Origin of the sequence: Neptunicoccus cionae, from assembly GCF_014643735.1 — a bacterium.
Taxonomy (GTDB): domain Bacteria; phylum Pseudomonadota; class Alphaproteobacteria; order Rhodobacterales; family Rhodobacteraceae; genus Amylibacter; species Amylibacter cionae.
Map to the genome: position 1 here is coordinate 336,329 of NZ_BMKA01000002.1, position 16,363 is coordinate 352,691.

The window sequence follows — 16,363 nt, forward strand, 5'->3', positions numbered from 1 at the left end:
GGCCCTCTGGCGCTCCGCTGGCGTTCACGACAAAACCTGTCGCAAACCGGTTTGCCAAATACGACAAACCCGTCCAGCCTGATCCCGTCCACCACGCGGGAGTTCCAATATGAAAACCACCACTCGGGTCTGTGTCATCGGCGGCGGCGTTGTCGGCTGTTCGGTGCTCTATCACCTCACCAAGCTTGGCTGGTCCGACGTGATGCTGCTGGAACGCTCCGAACTGACCTCCGGCTCCACATGGCACGCAGCAGGCGGGTTTCACACGCTGAACGGCGACACCAACATGGCCGCACTGCAAGGCTATACCATCCGCCTGTATAAGGAACTGGAGGCGCTGACCGGCATGTCCTGCGGATTGCATCATGTGGGTGGCGTTACACTGGCCGACACGCCAGAGCGGATGGATATGCTGCTCGCAGAGCGGGCAAAACACCGCTACATGGGGCTGGAAACGGAAATCATCACCCCCGACGAGATCGCCAAAATTGCCCCCGTCACCAACACCAAAGGCATCATCGGCGGACTTTACGATCCGCTCGACGGGCACCTTGACCCATCTGGCACCACCCACGCCTATGCCAAGGCAGCACGGATGGGCGGCGCCACGATAGAGACCCACTGCATGGTGCGCGAAACCAACCAACGTGCGGATGGCACGTGGGATGTGGTGACGGACAAAGGCACAATCCACGCGGAACATATCGTTAATGCGGCGGGGCTATGGGCGCGGGAAGTGGGCGCGATGGCGGGGGTTTACCTGCCGCTGCACCCGATGGAGCACCAGTATCTTGTAACCGAGACCATCCCGATGATTTCTGAAATCATCGACAGCGGCGGCGAGCACCCCCATGTGATGGACCCCGCAGGCGAAAGCTATCTGCGGCAGGAAGGCCGTGGCCTGTGTATCGGCTTTTACGAACAACCCTGCCGCCCTTGGGCCGTTGATGGCACATCATGGGACTTTGGCCATGAACTGCTGCCCGATGATTTCGACAAGATCGAAGACAGCATCGCCTTCGCCTACAAACGCTTTCCGGTACTGGAAACCGCTGGCGTGAAATCCGTGATCCACGGCCCCTTCACCTTTGCCCCTGACGGCAACCCGCTGGTGGGACCGATCACCGGACTGCGCAACTACTGGTCCGCTTGCGGTGTCATGGCTGGCTTTTCCCAAGGCGGCGGTGTTGGCCTGATGTTGGCACAATGGATGGTGGAAGGGGAAACCGAACGGGATGTCTACGCCATGGACGTCGCCCGCTTCGGGGACTGGATCACACCGGGATACACACGGCCAAAAGTGGTCGAAAACTACCAGAAACGCTTCTCTGTGTCTTACCCGAACGAGGAACTCCCCGCCGCGCGCCCATTCCAGACCACACCAGCCTACAGCATCTGGGACGCCCAAAACGCTGTCTTTGGCGCGCAATACGGTATGGAAGTGGTCAATTACTTCGCACCCGAAGGCGAACCCCGTTTTGAAACACCCAGCTTCCGGCGCTCCAACGCATGGAACGCCACCGCCGCCGAGGTTCGGGCAGTGCGCGAAGCGGTCGGCATTAACGAAATTCACAACTTCGGGAAATATATCGTCTCTGGCACAGACGCACGCAGCTGGCTGAACCGGATCATGGCAGGGCGCATCCCGAAACAGGGGCGCATATCCCTGACGCCGATGCTGTCGCATAAGGGCAAACTGCTGGGGGATTTCACCGTTACCTGCCTATCAGAAACCCGTTTCCAACTTACGGCGAGCTTCGGGATGCAGGCGATCCACATGCGCTGGTTCCTTCAGCATCTTTCAGGCGATGTGCAAATCAAAAACGTCTCCACCCGCCGCATCGGTTTCCAGATTGCAGGCCCGAACGCGCGCGAACTGCTGTCCCGTTGCACCCGCGCGGATGTCTCAAACGAGGCGTTTCGGTTCATGGATGCCAAACACCTGTCGGTCGGCCTGTGCGATGCATTGGTCCAGCGGGTCAGCTATACCGGCGATCTGGGATACGAAATCTACGTGGACGCAGACAGCCAGCACGCGCTTTACCAGACGCTCGCAACCGCAGGCGCGGACCTCGGGCTGAAACCATTTGGGATGCGGGCGATGATGTCGCTCCGGCTCGACCGGTTTTTCGGATCTTGGAACGCAGAGTTTTCACCCGATTACACCCCGGCGGAAACCGGCATGGACCGTTTCATGTCCTACGACAAATCCGCTGACTTCATCGGAAAAGCCGCAGCACTGGCAGAGCGCGCAAGTGGCCCATCCCGCAAACTCTGCACCTTTGAGGTGGACGCTTCAGACGCCGATGTGAACGCTTACGAACCGATCTGGCTCAATGGCGAAGTCATCGGCTTTTGCACCTCCGGCGGCTATTCCCACCACGCGCAGAAATCCATCGCATTCGGCTTTGTCCCGAGCGGCCAAATCACCAAAGACCTGAACGTCGAAATAGAAATCCTCGGCCAGATGCGCCCCGCACGCCGGATCACCACGCAGCTTTTTGATCCCGAAATGGCCAGAATGCGCGGCTGACCCCATTTTCTCAAAATATCCGCGCCGCAGGCAATCCTAACCGACCCGCACGATATGCCCTGTCTTTGGATCGGCCCGCCCCGCAGCCAGATCCGCGAAAGGCTGCATCGCCTCTCCAAGACCATCGTGCTGTTCCAGCGTCAACCAGCGCGCGGCATCCGCCACGATCTGCGCCGTTGCCTCTGTGATCTTGCCCTCAATCACGCCCTTCCCCCAATCCGCTTTGCGCTTGGCAATCTGGGCGGGCGCGAAAAAGAACTGCGGCTTTGGTCCGGCGAGCCCGTCGGGTTTGGCAAACTGGTCCCAATGGCTCAGCCCGACTGCGCTTGAGTGTTTTAATACCCCGTCGAGCCGTTGATGCAGCGCCTGTTTCACCGCCGCATTGCCCGCCATATCCACATAAACCGAATCCACTTGCTTCAGGTGATCCACCTCGTCGTAGGTTAGGACCGCATCACAAAAGCCCAACTCTTTGACGAATGCCGCATTGCCGGCGCCCGTCAGCCCGACCACCTTGTAAGGCCGATCCACCAGTTCTGCCAGAAACGCACACAGCCCGAGACCCGTCTTGGACGAGGCCGAGCCGACAATGATCTGTTCTGCCCCGAACCAGTTGTTGTCAGACAGCCAGTCAAACAACAGATAGGACGTGGCGATCAGCGGTTGCATCAGCGCCTGATAGGGATCGGAAGCCGCCGCAGGGCCGACACGGGAATAAAGATTGTAAACCTCTGGCAAACCGTCCCGGTGGGGCGCGCCGTCCCGCACCGCACTGCGCCCGTGGGCGACAGGTTCGATAACCAGTTCGGACGCCATTGGATAAAAACCGTAGAGCCTCTCGCCAGTTTCCAGAAACTCGGATCGGCTTTCGACCACACGGGCAAATCCCCAAACCGGAACCAGCCCCTGTCCTTCCTCGGCCACCGGAAAAAACTTCCAATAGCCGATGTCAAATCCGGTCGCGGCATAGGTCACGTTATTCGCGGTGAGCGCGAAGCTTTCAATCGCAAGGCGCACCTGTCCGTCGCGCAGTGCTTCTGCGTCACACGTATCTGTCTTTTGGCGGGTGATGTTTTTCTGGTCGGTCAGAATGCGGGTGACTGCGGGCATGGGTAAGGCTCCTCCTGATTGGATGCCTTACCCTGCACGCTGGAAGAGGGCCTGTTAAGCCTTCTTCGCTGTTTTCGCAACGTCAGCTTGGCCAAGCTTATCCGCCGTCTTCTTTGCAGACTTCGGAGCCGCTGAAACTTTCTTACGGGCGTCTGGCGCATCGTTATGTTTGTCGATGAAGTTCAACACCGCAGGGCGGATGTCGTTGCGCCATGCGCTGCCGCTGAAGATACCGTAGTGACCGGCATCCGGCGCGAGGAAAGTTTCTTGCATATCCTCAGGCAAGTTCGGCAACAGATCCAGCGCCGCAAGGCACTGTCCGGGTGCCGAAATATCGTCCCGCCCGCCTTCAACAATTTTTACAGCCGTCTTGGTGATCTTGCTGATGTCCACCAGTTTACCGTCTACCTTAAATACATTGCGTGCCACTTCGCGGCGCTTGAAGACGCGATCCACGGTGGAGAGGTAGAATTCCGCGGGCATGTCCATAACGGCGAGGTATTCGTCATAGAATTTGTTGTGACGGTCCAAATCTGCCGCTTCACCGCGCGCCACCGCGCCAATCTGGTCGGCAAAGGCTTTGGCGTGGGTCTGCGCATTCATCGCGATGAACGACGAAAGTTGCACGGAACCAGGATAAACCTTGCGTCCGACGCCAGCGAAAGCAAATCCAACGGGGGTGATCACACTGTGTTCCAACTGGCCCATCGTCACGCGGTTGCCGAAGTCCGTGACTTCAGTCGGGTTGGCATCCGGATCAACCGGCCCGCCGATCAAGGTCAGAGTGCGCGGCTGTGGTGCGGTTTCGTCTTCCGCCAGCATCGCAGTCGCCACCAGTGTCAGTGGCACCGGCTGACAAACGGCGATCACGTGAATGTTTTCGCCCAAGTGCCGCAGCATTTGCACCACGTATTTGGTGTAATCCTCTACGTCGAACTTGCCCGCAGACAGGGGCACATCCCGTGCGTTTTTCCACTCCGTGACATAGACGTCACAGTTAGGCAGCAGGCTTGCCACAGTTTTACGGCACAGTGTCGCGTAATGCCCGGACATCGGCGCAACCAGCAGCACGCGGCGTTTCACGGGGCGATCCCGTTCTGCCGTGAAGTGGATCAGGTTGCAAAACGGCAGCTCCAGTTCGATCTGCTTTGTCACCGGATAGTCTGAATCCGCGGAAACAACACTGTCGATGCCCCAAGACGGTTTCGTCGCTATTTTTTCAAAGGTCCGCTCTGTCACTTCGCCCCAAGCGGAGAAAAGCGCCGGGAGCGGGCTCATGGTTACGGAAAAGGCAGGGTTTTGCCAGAAGGCTTTGGTCGTCGCACCCACCCAAGCACTGCTTTGGCGCATGCTTTCGCTCATGTCATAAATGGTCACAGTCTGAACCTTTTGTTGTCTCTTTGCGTGCATGTTGCGTAAAGTAATAGGTGAATACTAGTGCAATCCTCATTAATGGAGGTTTAATAATGACTGACCAGACGTCACCCGATGCCGAGATTTTAGAGAAAAACTTAAGTAAAATTAATGATTTAACCAAGAGAATGATGGCAGCTCTAGCGGATCGAAAAAGTCACAGTCCAAACCTCGAAACCCCCGATCATCAGTTCTATGCCAAGGCCGCAGCCGCCTATTTCGCCGAAATGATGAGCGATCCGAGCCGGATTATAGAGGCGCAAGTGGGGTTCTGGACCGATAGTCTGAAGAATTGGTCAGAAATTCAGCAACAAATGGCCGGCTCCGGTGAGAATTTGGACGCTGAACCGATGAAGGACAAACGGTTCAAGAATGAAAACTGGGACAAGAACCCCTACTTCAAAATGATCAAACAGCAGTATCTGCTGTCCTCGAGAACGATTGAAACCATTACCAAAGACATGTCCCACCTGCCCGAGCGGGAGCGGGAGAAGGTAAATTTCTTTGCCAAACAGGTTGTGGATATGTTCGCGCCGACAAACTTTCTTGCCTCTAATCCTGATGCGCTCGAACGGGCGATGGAAACAAATGGGCAATCGCTTGTGGATGGATTGCAAAATTTCGTCGCTGATCTGGAAAGCAACCAGCAGGGTATCGCGGTACGTCTGGCAGATCCCGATGCATTTGAGGTGGGCAAGGATATTGCCACCACGCCCGGTTCGGTTGTGTTTCAGAACCGTATGTTCCAGTTGATCCAGTACAGCCCGAGCACGGATAAGGTCTACAAAAAGCCGCTGCTCATCACTCCGCCGTGGATCAACAAGTTCTATATTCTGGATCTGCGCCCTGAAAACAGCCTGATCAAATACGCGGTCGATCAAGGCCATACGGTTTTTGTGGTGTCTTGGGTCAACCCCGACGCCAGCTATGCAGATTGCGGTTTTGACACCTACCTTGAAGAAGGCCTGCTTGTCGCGCTCGACAAGGTGTTGGAGATCACGAAACAGAAATCTGCGAACGTGGCTGGGTATTGTATCGGGGGAACCTTGCTGGCCTGTACGATGGCTTACCTGACAGCCATCGGCGAGGACCAGAAGATCAACAAGGCGACCTTCTTTACCACAATGACCGATTTCAGGAATCCGGGTGAGCTGGGGAACTTCCTTGAACCGGGTTTCCTGAAAGGGATTGAGGCTCAGGTAGAAGAAACCGGCTATCTGGAAAGTTACTTCATGTCACGCGCCTTTAGCTTCCTGCGGGCGCGGGATCTGGTCTACGCCCCTGCCGTTCGCTCCTATATGATGGGCGAAGCACCGCCCGCTTTTGATCTGTTGCAGTGGAATGCCGACAGCACCAACCTGCCCGGACGTATGGCGGTGGAGTATCTTCAGAAGCTTTACGTGGATAATGAACTGGCGGAAGGCAATTTTGAACTGCTCGGGGAAAAGATCCGGCTCGCCCAGATCAACCGGCCTATTTTTGCGGTGTCGACCATTCAGGACCATATCGCACCTTGGGCAAGCACGTTCCGCGGACTGACCAAGACGCGGGGCGACCGGACCTTTATCCTGTCCGAAAGCGGACACATCGCTGGCATCGTCAATCCGGCATCAAAGGACAAATACGGCCACTGGCACAATGCGGAGCCGCCCCGCGATCCGGAGTTCTGGCTGGAGAACGCCACCTTTGTAAAGGAATCATGGTGGCACCGCTGGTCCAAATGGTTGGCCGAAGGGGAGCAAAAATCGACCGCTCCGCGCAAACCGGGGAGCAAAAATAACCCTGTTATCGAACCGGCACCAGGAAGTTTTGTATTGAAACCAGGCGTTTGATTGATTTATTCTGCGTTGCAGCATAAAATTGTTGAAATGCCGCAACGCAGCATCTATATGTTTGTCACAGGCAGCGATCATGCTGGCTCCGAAATTCCGATCAAAGGATCAAAACGATGGCAAACCAAGACTTCGATTTCGCTAAAGCAACTGAAGAATTCTTCGCTGCTTTCAAAATGGACACAAAGATGTTTGACGACGCGACTAAGAACGCCGCTGAATTCAACGTCAAAATGGGCAAGATTGCACTGGCTGCTGCTAAGAGAAACGCAGAACTGACCAACGCATGGACTGCTGAAACTCTGAAAACTGTTGAATCAGCAAACAAGGTTCAAAAAGATCCTTCCGCTTACACAACAGTTGCTTCTGATTTCGCATCCGCACAAGCACAGTCCCTGCCCGAAAAACTGGCTGCTTACGCTGAAGTTGCAAAAGCTGCTCAACTCGAAGCTGTTGAACTGTTCGTTGCCGCTGGCAAAGACATGCAAGCTGAAGTTGCTGCTGCAACTAAAGACGTTACAGCAAAAGCAAAAGCTGCCTAAGCTTTTACCGCGGGTTCCGACCTCCCACGGAAACTGCACACAAAGGGGTACCGCGCGTCGGTGCCCCTTTTTGCGTTTTAGGTTTCCCTCTTTGAATACGCGATGATCTGCGCTACGGTGCAGCATTACCGCGCATTTCGGGGAAACCATGACCAACACGATTTTGATCAATCGCTACGCCAGCCGACGGCTGTATAACACGCAGACCAGCGAATATGTTACGCTGGACGAGATAGCGGAGCTGATCAAACAGGGCAACGATGTCGAGATCAAAGACCGCAAAAGCGGTGAAGATCTGACCCGTCAGTTTCTGCTGCAAATTATCACCGAACAGGAAAGCAAGGGCGAAAACGTATTGCCTGTCAATGTGTTGACGGGGCTCGTGCGGTCCTACAGCACCGCCGCTCAAGGGGTGCTTCCGGATTTCCTGTCAAAATCCTACGAAATGTTTTCCGAACAGCAGGCCGCCATGATGGAACGCATCCCTGGCATTGGGTCCGGAATGGCATCTGGCACCAACTGGCAAAAACAGCAGGCTGATCTGATGCAATCCATGATGGCTGCGTGGATGCCGCAAATGCAAAACAGTGCTGCTGCACCGCAACAAGACCCTGCCCCAGAAGCGGACCCGAAAACCGAAACGGACGAAGAACTCTCTGCTGTGAAACAACAGCTGGCAGAGCTGATGAAAAAAGTTGAAGGACTTTAAGACTTTCTTATGAAACTGAACGTATACCTTGCCGGCGAAATCCACACCTCCTGGCGTGAAGAGATTATCGCCGAATGCGAAGCCCAAAAGCTCGACATTACATTCACCGCACCTGTGACAGATCACGGCGCGTCAGATGATTGTGGTGTGGAAATTCTGGGCGCAGAGGAAGATAAATTCTGGCACGACAGCAAGGGCGCGAACCTGAATTCCATCCGCACCCGCAAGGCGATCAAGGATGCCGATGTGGTGGTCGTGCGCTTTGGTGAAAAATACCGCCAGTGGAACGCCGCCTTTGACGCGGGATTTGCCCATGCACTGGGTAAATCGTTGATCGTGCTACAAATGGACGAGCACCAGCACGCCCTGAAAGAGGTAGACGCCGCGGCGCAGGCGGTCTGTTCCACCCCCTCGCAAGTGGCGAAATGCCTGTCTTATGTTCTGACCGGACAGCTCGGCTGATATGCGCTGTTTGTTGCAGCGCGTCAGTCAGGGCGCGGTTTCGGTCGACGGCGAAGTTATCGGGGAAACCGGACCGGGCCTTGTGGTGCTGGCCTGCGCGATGCAGGGCGATACACAGACCAATGTGCAAGCCATGGCGAAAAAGCTGACCGCCCTGCGTATTTTCAAAGATGAGAACGGGCGGATGAACCGCTCGCTGCTGGATACCGGCGGCGGCGTTCTGGTGATCAGCCAGTTCACCCTTGCCGCTGATACCAAAAGCGGCAATCGCCCCGGATTTTCCGCTGCCGCCCCGCCGGAAGAGAGCGAGCGGCTTTACGAGCTACTCTGCGCTACCCTGTCGGATATGGGAATCACCGTCGGCAAAGGGCGGTTCGGCGCAGACATGCAAGTGTCGTTGGTGAATGACGGTCCGGTTACGATCTGGCTGGAAAAGTAACGCCCCTCACCCAAACGCTTGCGCAATCTGCTGACGCAACTTTTCCTCGTCAAACGCCGGTTTCAACCCGATGCAGACCAAACCGATGGGGGAGTCTTCGGGGGCTGGTTCGCTGCTCCAACGGCGGGACACGGATTGCACCGCGTGAACAGCACCACTTTCATCCCGCACAAAGCCTTTCGCCCGCACCAGATCCAGTTCGTCAGATGCCAGAAATCTGCCCAGCGCCGCCGGATCGCAGGGTGTTTCCAGCGGCAGACTGACAGAGTCAAAGCCGCTGGTGTCATGCCGTGCGCCGCTGTCGCGATTGCGTCCGACAAAGCTTTGCAGCAGCACTTCGGGCGGCAGGGCACCATGTTCGGCCCCTAGCAACTGGGCGTTTTTAGCATAGGACAGCGCGAAATCTGTACTGTCGGCCCGGGTCTTGTCGTCGACCAGATCCACCTTGTTCAGCACCACAATATCCGCATCCGCCAGCTGGCGGGTCACGGTATCGCCCATGTACTTGTGATTGGCATTGGTGCGCAATGTCTCGGCGTCGGCCACGATCACCACGCCGTCCATGCTATACCCCTGCATCAGCCCGACAGACCCCGCAATCGCACCGGGTAGCGCCACGCCAGACGCCTCTAGGACCACGTGATCCGGCGCCGGATCCAGCTTGCGTAGATCAGACAGGGCCGCCGCCATATCCGAACCATAGGAACAACAGACACAGCCCCCAGCGATAGAGATGATGTCATCCTCTTGCGCTTCGATCAGGTCTTCGTCGATGGGCAGCGCGCCGAACTCGTTAACCAGCACCGCCAGCCGCAGCCCGTCTGCATTGCGCAGTAAATGGTTGACGAGCGAGGTTTTCCCCGCCCCCAGATACCCGCCAATTACAGTAACAGGAAGCGGCTTTATCACAGGTCTGCCGCCGCAAAGATGCGTCCGCCCTGCACCGTCCCCCAGACCTTAACGTCTTTCAGTTCCGCCGGATCAACGGCTGTGGGATCATCCTCCAGCACAGCAAAGTCGGCCTTCTTTCCGATTTCGATCGAACCGACCTCCCCGTCGAGCTTCAGCGTATAGGCCGCCCCGATAGTGATGGCATAAAGCGCATCTGCAACCGGAATTTTCTCGCCCTCGCCCTGCACACGCCCCGATGCCGTCAGCCGGTTGACCGCACACCAAGCGGTGAACAGCGGGCCAAGCGGCGTCACCGGCGCGTCAGAGTGGATTGCCATCGGCACACCCGTGTTCAACGCCGTGCGACAGGCATTCATGCGCAGCGCACGTTCAGGGCCGACAGTCAGATTGTAATGTTCGTCCCCCCAGTAAAAATGGTGATTGGCGAACAGGTTCACACACATGCCAAGCTGTTTTATCTTGCGAAACTGCGCGGCATCGGCCAACTGGCAGTGTTGCAGCGTATACCGGTGGTCCGGTGAAGGATGGTTGCGCAGGGCTTCTTCCATCGTTTCCAGCACCAGTTCGGTCGCCTGATCTCCGTTGGTATGGGTATGGATGTGCAGGTCGTTTTCCAGCGCAAGGTTCAGGATTTGCGACAGGTGGTCCGGCGTGATGTACCACAGCCCGTTGTCCGCCCCGTTGTGATAACCGGGCCAGCGCATCCGGGCCGAGAACCCCTGAATAGACCCGTCTGCCACAACCTTGATCATCCCAAGGCGCAGTTGATCGGTGGACTTTTCCTTCAATTCCTTCGCGTGGTCGATCAATTCTTCCGGTGTCAGGCCCATGAAATGGCGCAGCGGGACGATGCGGCTGGGAAAATCCTTTTCGGACGTCACATCCAGCATCATCTCTACCGCTTCGTCGTTCAGACGGGCGGCCAGATCGGTGATGGTCGTGGTGCCGGTCCGCACGCACAGCTTGCCAAAGTCGCGCAAACCATCGGCGTCACAGCCGAGCACATCGCGATCAAAGCCGACGTGTTCGCCCACCGGCATATAGGCATCCGGCCCGCGCAACTCGCCCGTGGGATAACCGTCCGGTCCAAGCGGAATACCTGGATGGTTGATACCGGTTTTCATCAGTCCGGCCAGCTCCAGCCCTTTGGTGTTCACGTTCATGATGTGACCGGAGGCATGCAGCACCCCGATCGCACGGGTTTCAGAAACAGTGTCCAGATCAGCGCGGCTTACCAGTGCGTTGTCCATATAGATCGGGTCCAGCTGCCAGCCCGGCAACGGTGCTTTTGGATCATCCAAATCTGCTTCGGCCTGTTTAAGACGTTCCAACATGGCGTCGATGGATTTCACACCTTCCCAGACCTTGCCGTTCGGGTCCATCCGGTCGAAGAAACCGCAGTATACATTGCGCCACATCGTGCCTTCCATCGTGTGGGCGTGACCTTCCACAAAGCCCGGCATCAGCACTTTGTCCGCGAACCGCTCGTCCAGTTCGTAGTCCCCCCAAACCGCCAGTTCTTCAAGGCTACCTGCCCCCAGAACCCGCCCTTCGCGCACGGCGACATGGCTGACCTCGGGTTGGTTCGGGTTCATGGTGATAATCTTGCGTGCGGAATAAATTGTGGTCTGTGACATACTGAAAGTCCCGATCTCGTTGTGTGCCAAAAGACTACGGCGCGGCTGCTGATTGGAAAAATAGTTTTATGAGGCTAATACCCTCAGCAAATCTGAGGAATGATTTTCACAGTATAACGCGATGTTCGGGCTGTCCTGCCACATCCAGCTGGATCGAAAAGGTCTGCCCTTCTGATGGCCCGTCCAGCCCATCCGCAGCAGACGTCACGAAAAGCGTCTTAAGGTCGTCACCGCCAAAAGCAGGACAGGATATTTGCGCAGCGGGGAATTCCACGGCTTCCATAAACACACCGTCAGCATCGTAACGGGCCACGCGATGGGCGCCCCACTGGGCGTTCCAAAGGCAGCCTTCGCTGTCCACCACCGATCCGTCGGGGTTAAGCTCTTCTGTCCGCAGATCAAGGTAGGTTTCCGGCTCTCCGGTCGGCCAGCCCTCTGGGTCGAGCGCGATCTGCATAATCCGGCGGCCACGGGTGTCGGTGAAATAGGCGCGGTCCCCGCTTGGGGCGAAACAGATGGAATTGCTTATGGTGATACGGTCGAACAACTGGCGCAGCTCTCCGCGATAGTAGCGATAGATCGCACCCGCCCAGCTTTGCGCCTCTTTGCCCATGGTCCCTATCCAGAAGCCACCCTGCGGATCAGCGCGCCCGTCATTGGACCGGTTCTGCGGGTTATCTGCCTCCAACCCGACAATATCCGTGACGGCCTGTGTGTTCAGGTCAAAAGTGAACAGCGCGGTTTCCCCTGCCACCATCAGAGTATCCGCATCAATCCAACCCGCCGCCGAGACATGGCCGCTGAACTTCCAATCCTCGCCGCTGTCGCAGAGCAGTTTTTTCCCGAGAATATCAAACCAGAACAACTGCTTGCGCAGCGGATGCCAGAGCGGACCTTCACCCAGAACACAATGGCGGGGATCGTAAAGAGTGACGGTCATGGGGCTGGCTCCTGTCTGCAACGGCACCACTGTTGCCTGCACGCGCATCTGCGTCAACGGCAGAATATTTCCCGACCCCGCTTAATCTGCTGGCGCGGTGAGGGAGTCGTAAGCCGCCATCAAACCCTCGCGGGTTAGCGGCGCCGCATCAAACACCGGCGCTTGCAGTCCTTGCAATGACAAGGCACGCGCATAAATCGCCCCGATCTTTGGTGCACCCAGAATTGTAAGGTTCTGCCCCAGCCAATAGGGCCGTGTTGCGGCCAGTTCCATGCCGATCAGCAGGCCGGACAGACGGGCACGGGCCGCTTCCGGTGCGGGTGTCGACAGTTGCGCGGCGGCGTGCAAACTGAACAGCTTGGCCGCCACGGATTCAGGGCGGGAGATGGCTTCGCTGACGCCATCCTCGAACGCGGCATCGTCCCAGCCATCAATCGCCACAGCATTGAGCAGAACCGATTGACGGGCAATCAGCGCGTAAAGCTCTCCGGTCAGGAAGGTCTGGAAGGAAACGACCTCCTCGGCACTGATATGGACCCATCTGGAATGGGTGCCGGGCATCACCAGCACGCCGTCAAACTTCGGATTGGATTGTAAGAACCCTGCGATCTGCGTTTCCTCACCGCGCATAACGTCTGGCGCGGGGGCGGTTTGGCTTAGCCCTGGCAGAATAGAAACTGCGATGCGGGGATCGCGAGTCGCAGCACTTACAATCGACGCGGTTGATTGCGGGGCGCAGGGCACCGGCTGGAACGGAGCTTCGGCCCAGCCACCGAGCGATCCAACCATGCCCGAGCAGATCACTGGTGTTGTTTTTCCGTCAGTCAGGAAATCTTCGATTAGGGCGAGCAACGTGGGTTCAAACCCTTCAGGCGTCAACCCGCCCATGCCCTGATCAGCACTGCGTTCGGCCAACAGGTTTTCACCTGCCCCCATCACCCAGACACGCAGGTGTGTCAGCCCCCAGTCAACGGCGATCCATTCGGTTTTTTCGCGCAACGACATCAGCCCGTCACCACCACGCCGCCATCCACAACCATCGCCTGGCCGGTCATCATCCGGCTGGCTTTGGAGGCGAGAAACAAAGTGGCGTCTACGATATCATCAGCCACAAGATGCTCCTTCAGACATTGCTTCTCAAGATGCGCTGCCAGCCCTTCGGGTGTGGCCCAAAGCTTCATCTGCCGTTCCGTCAGAACCCAACCCGGCATCAGCGCATTCACGCGGATGTTGTGGGGGCCGAGTTCGCGCGCCAGACCACGGGTCAGGCCCGTGATCGCAGCTTTGGCGGCCACATACCCGGGATAATCCCCGTTCCCCATCATATAGGACACGGAGGAAAAGTTGATGATGGACCCTCCACCTGCGTCTTTCATGCCATCGACTGCGGCCTGCGCGGTGAACACATGGGGGCGCAGGTTCACAGCCTGCCCTATGTCCCAGCTTTCCGGCGTGATGTCAGCCAGCTGGTGGCGGTTGTCATTGGCGGCGTTGTTAACCACCACATCAAAGGCACCGTTGATGCTGGCGGCCTGTGCCATCGCCTCTTTCAAGGCGGGAATGTCGGTAATATCGCACTGAATGAACGCTGGCGTGCTGCCGTACTTCGATCCCATCTTCGCGGCAAATTCGCTCGCGTCGGAGCGTTGCACAAAGGCGACCTTGGCGCCCTGTTGCAAGAATCCTTCCGTCAGGCTCGCCCCGATGCCCGATCCCCCGCCAGTGATAAACACGCTTTTGTCTTTCAGGTCGTGGAAGGTGACGGTATCGCTCATGTAAGTTCCTTAGGCGTCTGGGACCGGCGTACCGGTCCTTCTCGAGTTCTGTTCCCTCTCTTTTATCACTGCCCTTCAGGATCGCAATCTCTACCCGTCTGTGGCGCCAGTGTCTTCAGCAGACGGGGCAGTTCCAGCACATCAGCCATATCGCTGCGATTGGCCGCCACGATATTTTCCTGCGCGGACGGATCGCTGATCTCCACCCGCTGCAAGGGCAGGCCATCGTAACTGTGATCTGACAGCGGCGCGGTATAGCTGATCCCGACGCCTTCACCGTTGGCAGCGAAAGAGCGCATGACTTCTAGCGATGCAACACGGTGCGCCACACGGGGCCGCACGCCCACCTCTGCAAATAGCGCGAGCATATGCCGGACCGAGAGCCCTTCATCAAACAGGATCAGATCCCGCGTTGCGAGCTGTCTCAGCGCCACGGAGGGCAGCTGCGCAAGCGGATCATCCGCCGCCACAAAGGCTCCGGGTGCCACGGCAGAAAGCCTGTGACGGGTAAATCGGGCATCAAGTCCAAGATCATAAGTAATGGCAAGATCAAGCTGCCCTTCGGCCATGTCTGCGGCCAGCGTTTCAAAATCTGCCACCAGCGGGAGAAGCTCGATACCCTCAAATTCTGCCCTGAGGCGTTTCAAGGAGGGGGCCAGCCAGACCGGTGCAAGATCGGAAAAGCAGCCGATCCGCAGCTTTTTCGGCGGCTTGTTGAAATCAGCGCGGGGGTTTTCCAGTTGCGCCGCACTTGCGAGCAGCGCCTCTGCTTCGACCAGAAACCCCTTGGCAAACCCTGTCGGACGGATCGGCGCCCCCTTGCGCCGGATGAACAGAGGCCTGCCAAGATGGGTTTCAACCGTGGCAACTGCCACTGACAGGGCCGGTTGGGAGATGTTCAGCATCTGGGCAGCCGCGCTCATGCTGCCCGCTTTGGAGACGGCAACCACATATTCATACTGGCGCAGGGTGAGGTATAACATGGAGCTATATTTAAGTTAGGTAATTATGATTTGAAACTATGTCATTAAACAGTCAACCCTGTCACCAGACAAAGGAGACAAAACATGCATCATCCGCTGATTACCCAAGACCATATCGACACCTACCAACGGGACGGCGTGGTCCTGATCAAAGGGCTGTTTGCCGATCACGTTGAAACCCTGCGCGACGGTGTTGAGGTGAATATGAAAGAGCCCGGTCCCTATGCCGCTGAAAACCTCAAAGAAGGGGACACCGGCCGGTTCTTTGACGACTATTGCAACTGGACGCGGATTTCCCAGTTTGAAGAGGTGATCCGCAATTCACCCGCAGCGGCGGTTGCGGCTGATCTGATGCGTTCGGAGTCTGTGCAGGTGTTTCACGATCATGTTCTGGTAAAAGAGCCCGGCACTTCCAAGCCGACGCCGTGGCATCAGGATGCGCCCTATTATTTCGTCGAAGGCCAGCAGACCATCAGCTTCTGGTCGCCGCTTGATCCGGTGACGGATGCGTCACTGCGGTGTGTGGCTGGCAGTCATAAATGGGAAAAACAGGTGGTTCCGACCCGCTGGTTGAACGAGGATAATTTTTACCCTGACAGTGATGCCTATATGCCGGTTCCTGATCCTGATGCGGAAGGAATGCAAATCACTGAATGGGCAATGGCCCCTGGCGATGCGGTGGCGTTCAATTACGGCGTTTTGCACGGGGCGCGGGCCAATGTGTCCGACCAGCGCCGCCGCGCGTTTTCCCTGCGGCTGGTGGGTGATGATGCGCGCTATGTAGAGCGTCCGGGACCGACTTCCCCGCCATTTCCGGGACATGATATGACTGCGGGACAGAAGCTGCGCGAAGACTGGTTTCCGGTGATCTATCAGCGGTAACGGGTATACACAGGCCTGTCAGCGAAATCTAGAAGCTTGATAACGCTTGGGAATCCCGTTTATCACCCTGCAAATATGAAGCGTCATACAAGACGCTTCATATAAGACGCGTGTTAAATGAAGCTTCATATATGAAGCTTCATGATTAACCATTTGTTAGCTTATTCTATCGCACACTAAAGCGAACCAGCCGC

General features: G+C 57.0%; 15 protein-coding genes. 7 read left to right on the forward strand and 8 right to left on the reverse strand.

What is annotated here, in order from left to right; translation table 11 throughout:
- The first annotated feature begins 109 nt into the window (after nucleotides 1–109).
- The gene (locus IEX10_RS06845; RefSeq protein ID WP_188672452.1) at nucleotides 110–2,533 is read left to right on the forward strand and encodes a GcvT family protein; all 2,424 of its coding nucleotides are present in this window, start codon (nucleotides 110–112) and stop codon (nucleotides 2,531–2,533) included.
- Between the two features lie 36 nt (nucleotides 2,534–2,569).
- Here IEX10_RS06845 and IEX10_RS06850 read toward each other — a convergent pair whose 3' ends face one another.
- Both IEX10_RS06850 and phaZ read right to left on the reverse strand, forming a co-directional pair.
- A complete protein-coding gene (locus IEX10_RS06850) occupies nucleotides 2,570–3,643 on the reverse strand; it encodes a DUF2855 family protein (RefSeq protein ID WP_188672455.1) in 1,074 nt (357 codons plus the stop codon).
- 54 nt (nucleotides 3,644–3,697) lie between these two features.
- Nucleotides 3,698–5,005, reverse strand: coding sequence for a polyhydroxyalkanoate depolymerase (phaZ, locus tag IEX10_RS06855; RefSeq protein WP_373287464.1), 1,308 nt, complete (start codon nucleotides 5,003–5,005; stop codon nucleotides 3,698–3,700).
- A 179-nt stretch (nucleotides 5,006–5,184) separates the two neighbouring features.
- Here phaZ and IEX10_RS06860 point away from each other — a divergent pair, with 179 nt between their 5' ends.
- From IEX10_RS06860 to dtd, 5 genes are all read left to right on the forward strand, one after another.
- Complete coding sequence (locus IEX10_RS06860) at nucleotides 5,185–6,888, forward strand: PHA/PHB synthase family protein (protein WP_229678458.1); 1,704 nt, start codon at nucleotides 5,185–5,187, stop codon at nucleotides 6,886–6,888.
- 116 nt (nucleotides 6,889–7,004) lie between these two features.
- Nucleotides 7,005–7,430 (forward strand): Phasin, encoded by a 426-nt coding sequence (locus IEX10_RS06865; protein WP_188672464.1) that lies wholly within the window; start codon nucleotides 7,005–7,007, stop codon nucleotides 7,428–7,430.
- A gap of 148 nt (nucleotides 7,431–7,578) precedes the next feature.
- Entirely contained in the window at nucleotides 7,579–8,139 is a 561-nt protein-coding gene (phaR, locus tag IEX10_RS06870) for a polyhydroxyalkanoate synthesis repressor PhaR (RefSeq protein ID WP_188672467.1), read from the forward strand.
- 9 nt (nucleotides 8,140–8,148) lie between these two features.
- Nucleotides 8,149–8,601 carry a YtoQ family protein gene (locus tag IEX10_RS06875; RefSeq protein ID WP_188672470.1) on the forward strand — a complete coding sequence of 151 codons (453 nt, stop codon included), beginning with the start codon at nucleotides 8,149–8,151 and terminating at the stop codon, nucleotides 8,599–8,601.
- 1 nt (nucleotide 8,602) lies between these two features.
- Nucleotides 8,603–9,040: a D-aminoacyl-tRNA deacylase gene (dtd, locus tag IEX10_RS06880; protein WP_188672472.1), complete on the forward strand. Its 438-nt coding sequence runs from the start codon at nucleotides 8,603–8,605 to the stop codon at nucleotides 9,038–9,040.
- A gap of 6 nt (nucleotides 9,041–9,046) precedes the next feature.
- Here dtd and IEX10_RS06885 read toward each other — a convergent pair whose 3' ends face one another.
- The 6 genes from IEX10_RS06885 to IEX10_RS06910 form a co-directional block, all read right to left on the reverse strand.
- Nucleotides 9,047–9,949: a CobW family GTP-binding protein gene (locus tag IEX10_RS06885; RefSeq protein ID WP_188672475.1), complete on the reverse strand. Its 903-nt coding sequence runs from the start codon at nucleotides 9,947–9,949 to the stop codon at nucleotides 9,047–9,049.
- Nucleotides 9,946–11,589: an amidohydrolase gene (locus tag IEX10_RS06890; RefSeq protein WP_188672478.1), complete on the reverse strand. Its 1,644-nt coding sequence runs from the start codon at nucleotides 11,587–11,589 to the stop codon at nucleotides 9,946–9,948. Before IEX10_RS06890 ends, IEX10_RS06885 begins: the two co-directional genes overlap by 4 nt.
- Before the next feature lie 106 nt (nucleotides 11,590–11,695).
- Nucleotides 11,696–12,529 carry an SMP-30/gluconolactonase/LRE family protein gene (locus IEX10_RS06895; RefSeq protein ID WP_188672481.1) on the reverse strand — a complete coding sequence of 278 codons (834 nt, stop codon included), beginning with the start codon at nucleotides 12,527–12,529 and terminating at the stop codon, nucleotides 11,696–11,698.
- An 81-nt stretch (nucleotides 12,530–12,610) separates the two neighbouring features.
- On the reverse strand, nucleotides 12,611–13,534 hold the full coding sequence (locus tag IEX10_RS06900) for a 2-dehydro-3-deoxygalactonokinase (protein WP_188672486.1): 924 nt from the start codon (nucleotides 13,532–13,534) through the stop codon (nucleotides 12,611–12,613).
- Nucleotides 13,534–14,304, reverse strand: a complete 771-nt coding sequence (locus IEX10_RS06905) for an SDR family NAD(P)-dependent oxidoreductase (protein WP_188672488.1) — start codon at nucleotides 14,302–14,304, stop codon at nucleotides 13,534–13,536. Before IEX10_RS06905 ends, IEX10_RS06900 begins: the two co-directional genes overlap by 1 nt.
- 65 nt (nucleotides 14,305–14,369) lie before the next feature.
- Nucleotides 14,370–15,287: a LysR family transcriptional regulator gene (locus IEX10_RS06910; RefSeq protein WP_188672519.1), complete on the reverse strand. Its 918-nt coding sequence runs from the start codon at nucleotides 15,285–15,287 to the stop codon at nucleotides 14,370–14,372.
- A gap of 84 nt (nucleotides 15,288–15,371) precedes the next feature.
- Between IEX10_RS06910 and IEX10_RS06915 the strand changes: the two genes are divergently transcribed.
- Entirely contained in the window at nucleotides 15,372–16,169 is a 798-nt protein-coding gene (locus IEX10_RS06915) for a phytanoyl-CoA dioxygenase family protein (RefSeq protein ID WP_188672521.1), read from the forward strand.
- Nucleotides 16,170–16,363: the final 194 nt, after the last annotated feature.

What these genes read in the sequence shown, in the direction of transcription:
- IEX10_RS06845 (WP_188672452.1), top strand. Translation starts at nt 110, where the DNA reads ATGAAAACCACCACTCGGGTCTGTGTCATCGGCGGCGGCGTTGTCGGC.
- IEX10_RS06850 (WP_188672455.1), bottom strand. Translation starts at nt 3,643, where the DNA reads ATGCCCGCAGTCACCCGCATTCTGACCGACCAGAAAAACATCACCCGC.
- phaZ (WP_373287464.1), bottom strand. Translation starts at nt 5,005, where the DNA reads ATGAGCGAAAGCATGCGCCAAAGCAGTGCTTGGGTGGGTGCGACGACC.
- IEX10_RS06860 (WP_229678458.1), top strand. Translation starts at nt 5,185, where the DNA reads ATGATGGCAGCTCTAGCGGATCGAAAAAGTCACAGTCCAAACCTCGAA.
- IEX10_RS06865 (WP_188672464.1), top strand. Translation starts at nt 7,005, where the DNA reads ATGGCAAACCAAGACTTCGATTTCGCTAAAGCAACTGAAGAATTCTTC.
- phaR (WP_188672467.1), top strand. Translation starts at nt 7,579, where the DNA reads ATGACCAACACGATTTTGATCAATCGCTACGCCAGCCGACGGCTGTAT.
- IEX10_RS06875 (WP_188672470.1), top strand. Translation starts at nt 8,149, where the DNA reads ATGAAACTGAACGTATACCTTGCCGGCGAAATCCACACCTCCTGGCGT.
- dtd (WP_188672472.1), top strand. Translation starts at nt 8,603, where the DNA reads ATGCGCTGTTTGTTGCAGCGCGTCAGTCAGGGCGCGGTTTCGGTCGAC.
- IEX10_RS06890 (WP_188672478.1), bottom strand. Translation starts at nt 11,589, where the DNA reads ATGTCACAGACCACAATTTATTCCGCACGCAAGATTATCACCATGAAC.
- IEX10_RS06895 (WP_188672481.1), bottom strand. Translation starts at nt 12,529, where the DNA reads ATGACCGTCACTCTTTACGATCCCCGCCATTGTGTTCTGGGTGAAGGT.
- IEX10_RS06900 (WP_188672486.1), bottom strand. Translation starts at nt 13,534, where the DNA reads ATGTCGTTGCGCGAAAAAACCGAATGGATCGCCGTTGACTGGGGGCTG.
- IEX10_RS06905 (WP_188672488.1), bottom strand. Translation starts at nt 14,304, where the DNA reads ATGAGCGATACCGTCACCTTCCACGACCTGAAAGACAAAAGCGTGTTT.
- IEX10_RS06910 (WP_188672519.1), bottom strand. Translation starts at nt 15,287, where the DNA reads ATGTTATACCTCACCCTGCGCCAGTATGAATATGTGGTTGCCGTCTCC.
- IEX10_RS06915 (WP_188672521.1), top strand. Translation starts at nt 15,372, where the DNA reads ATGCATCATCCGCTGATTACCCAAGACCATATCGACACCTACCAACGG.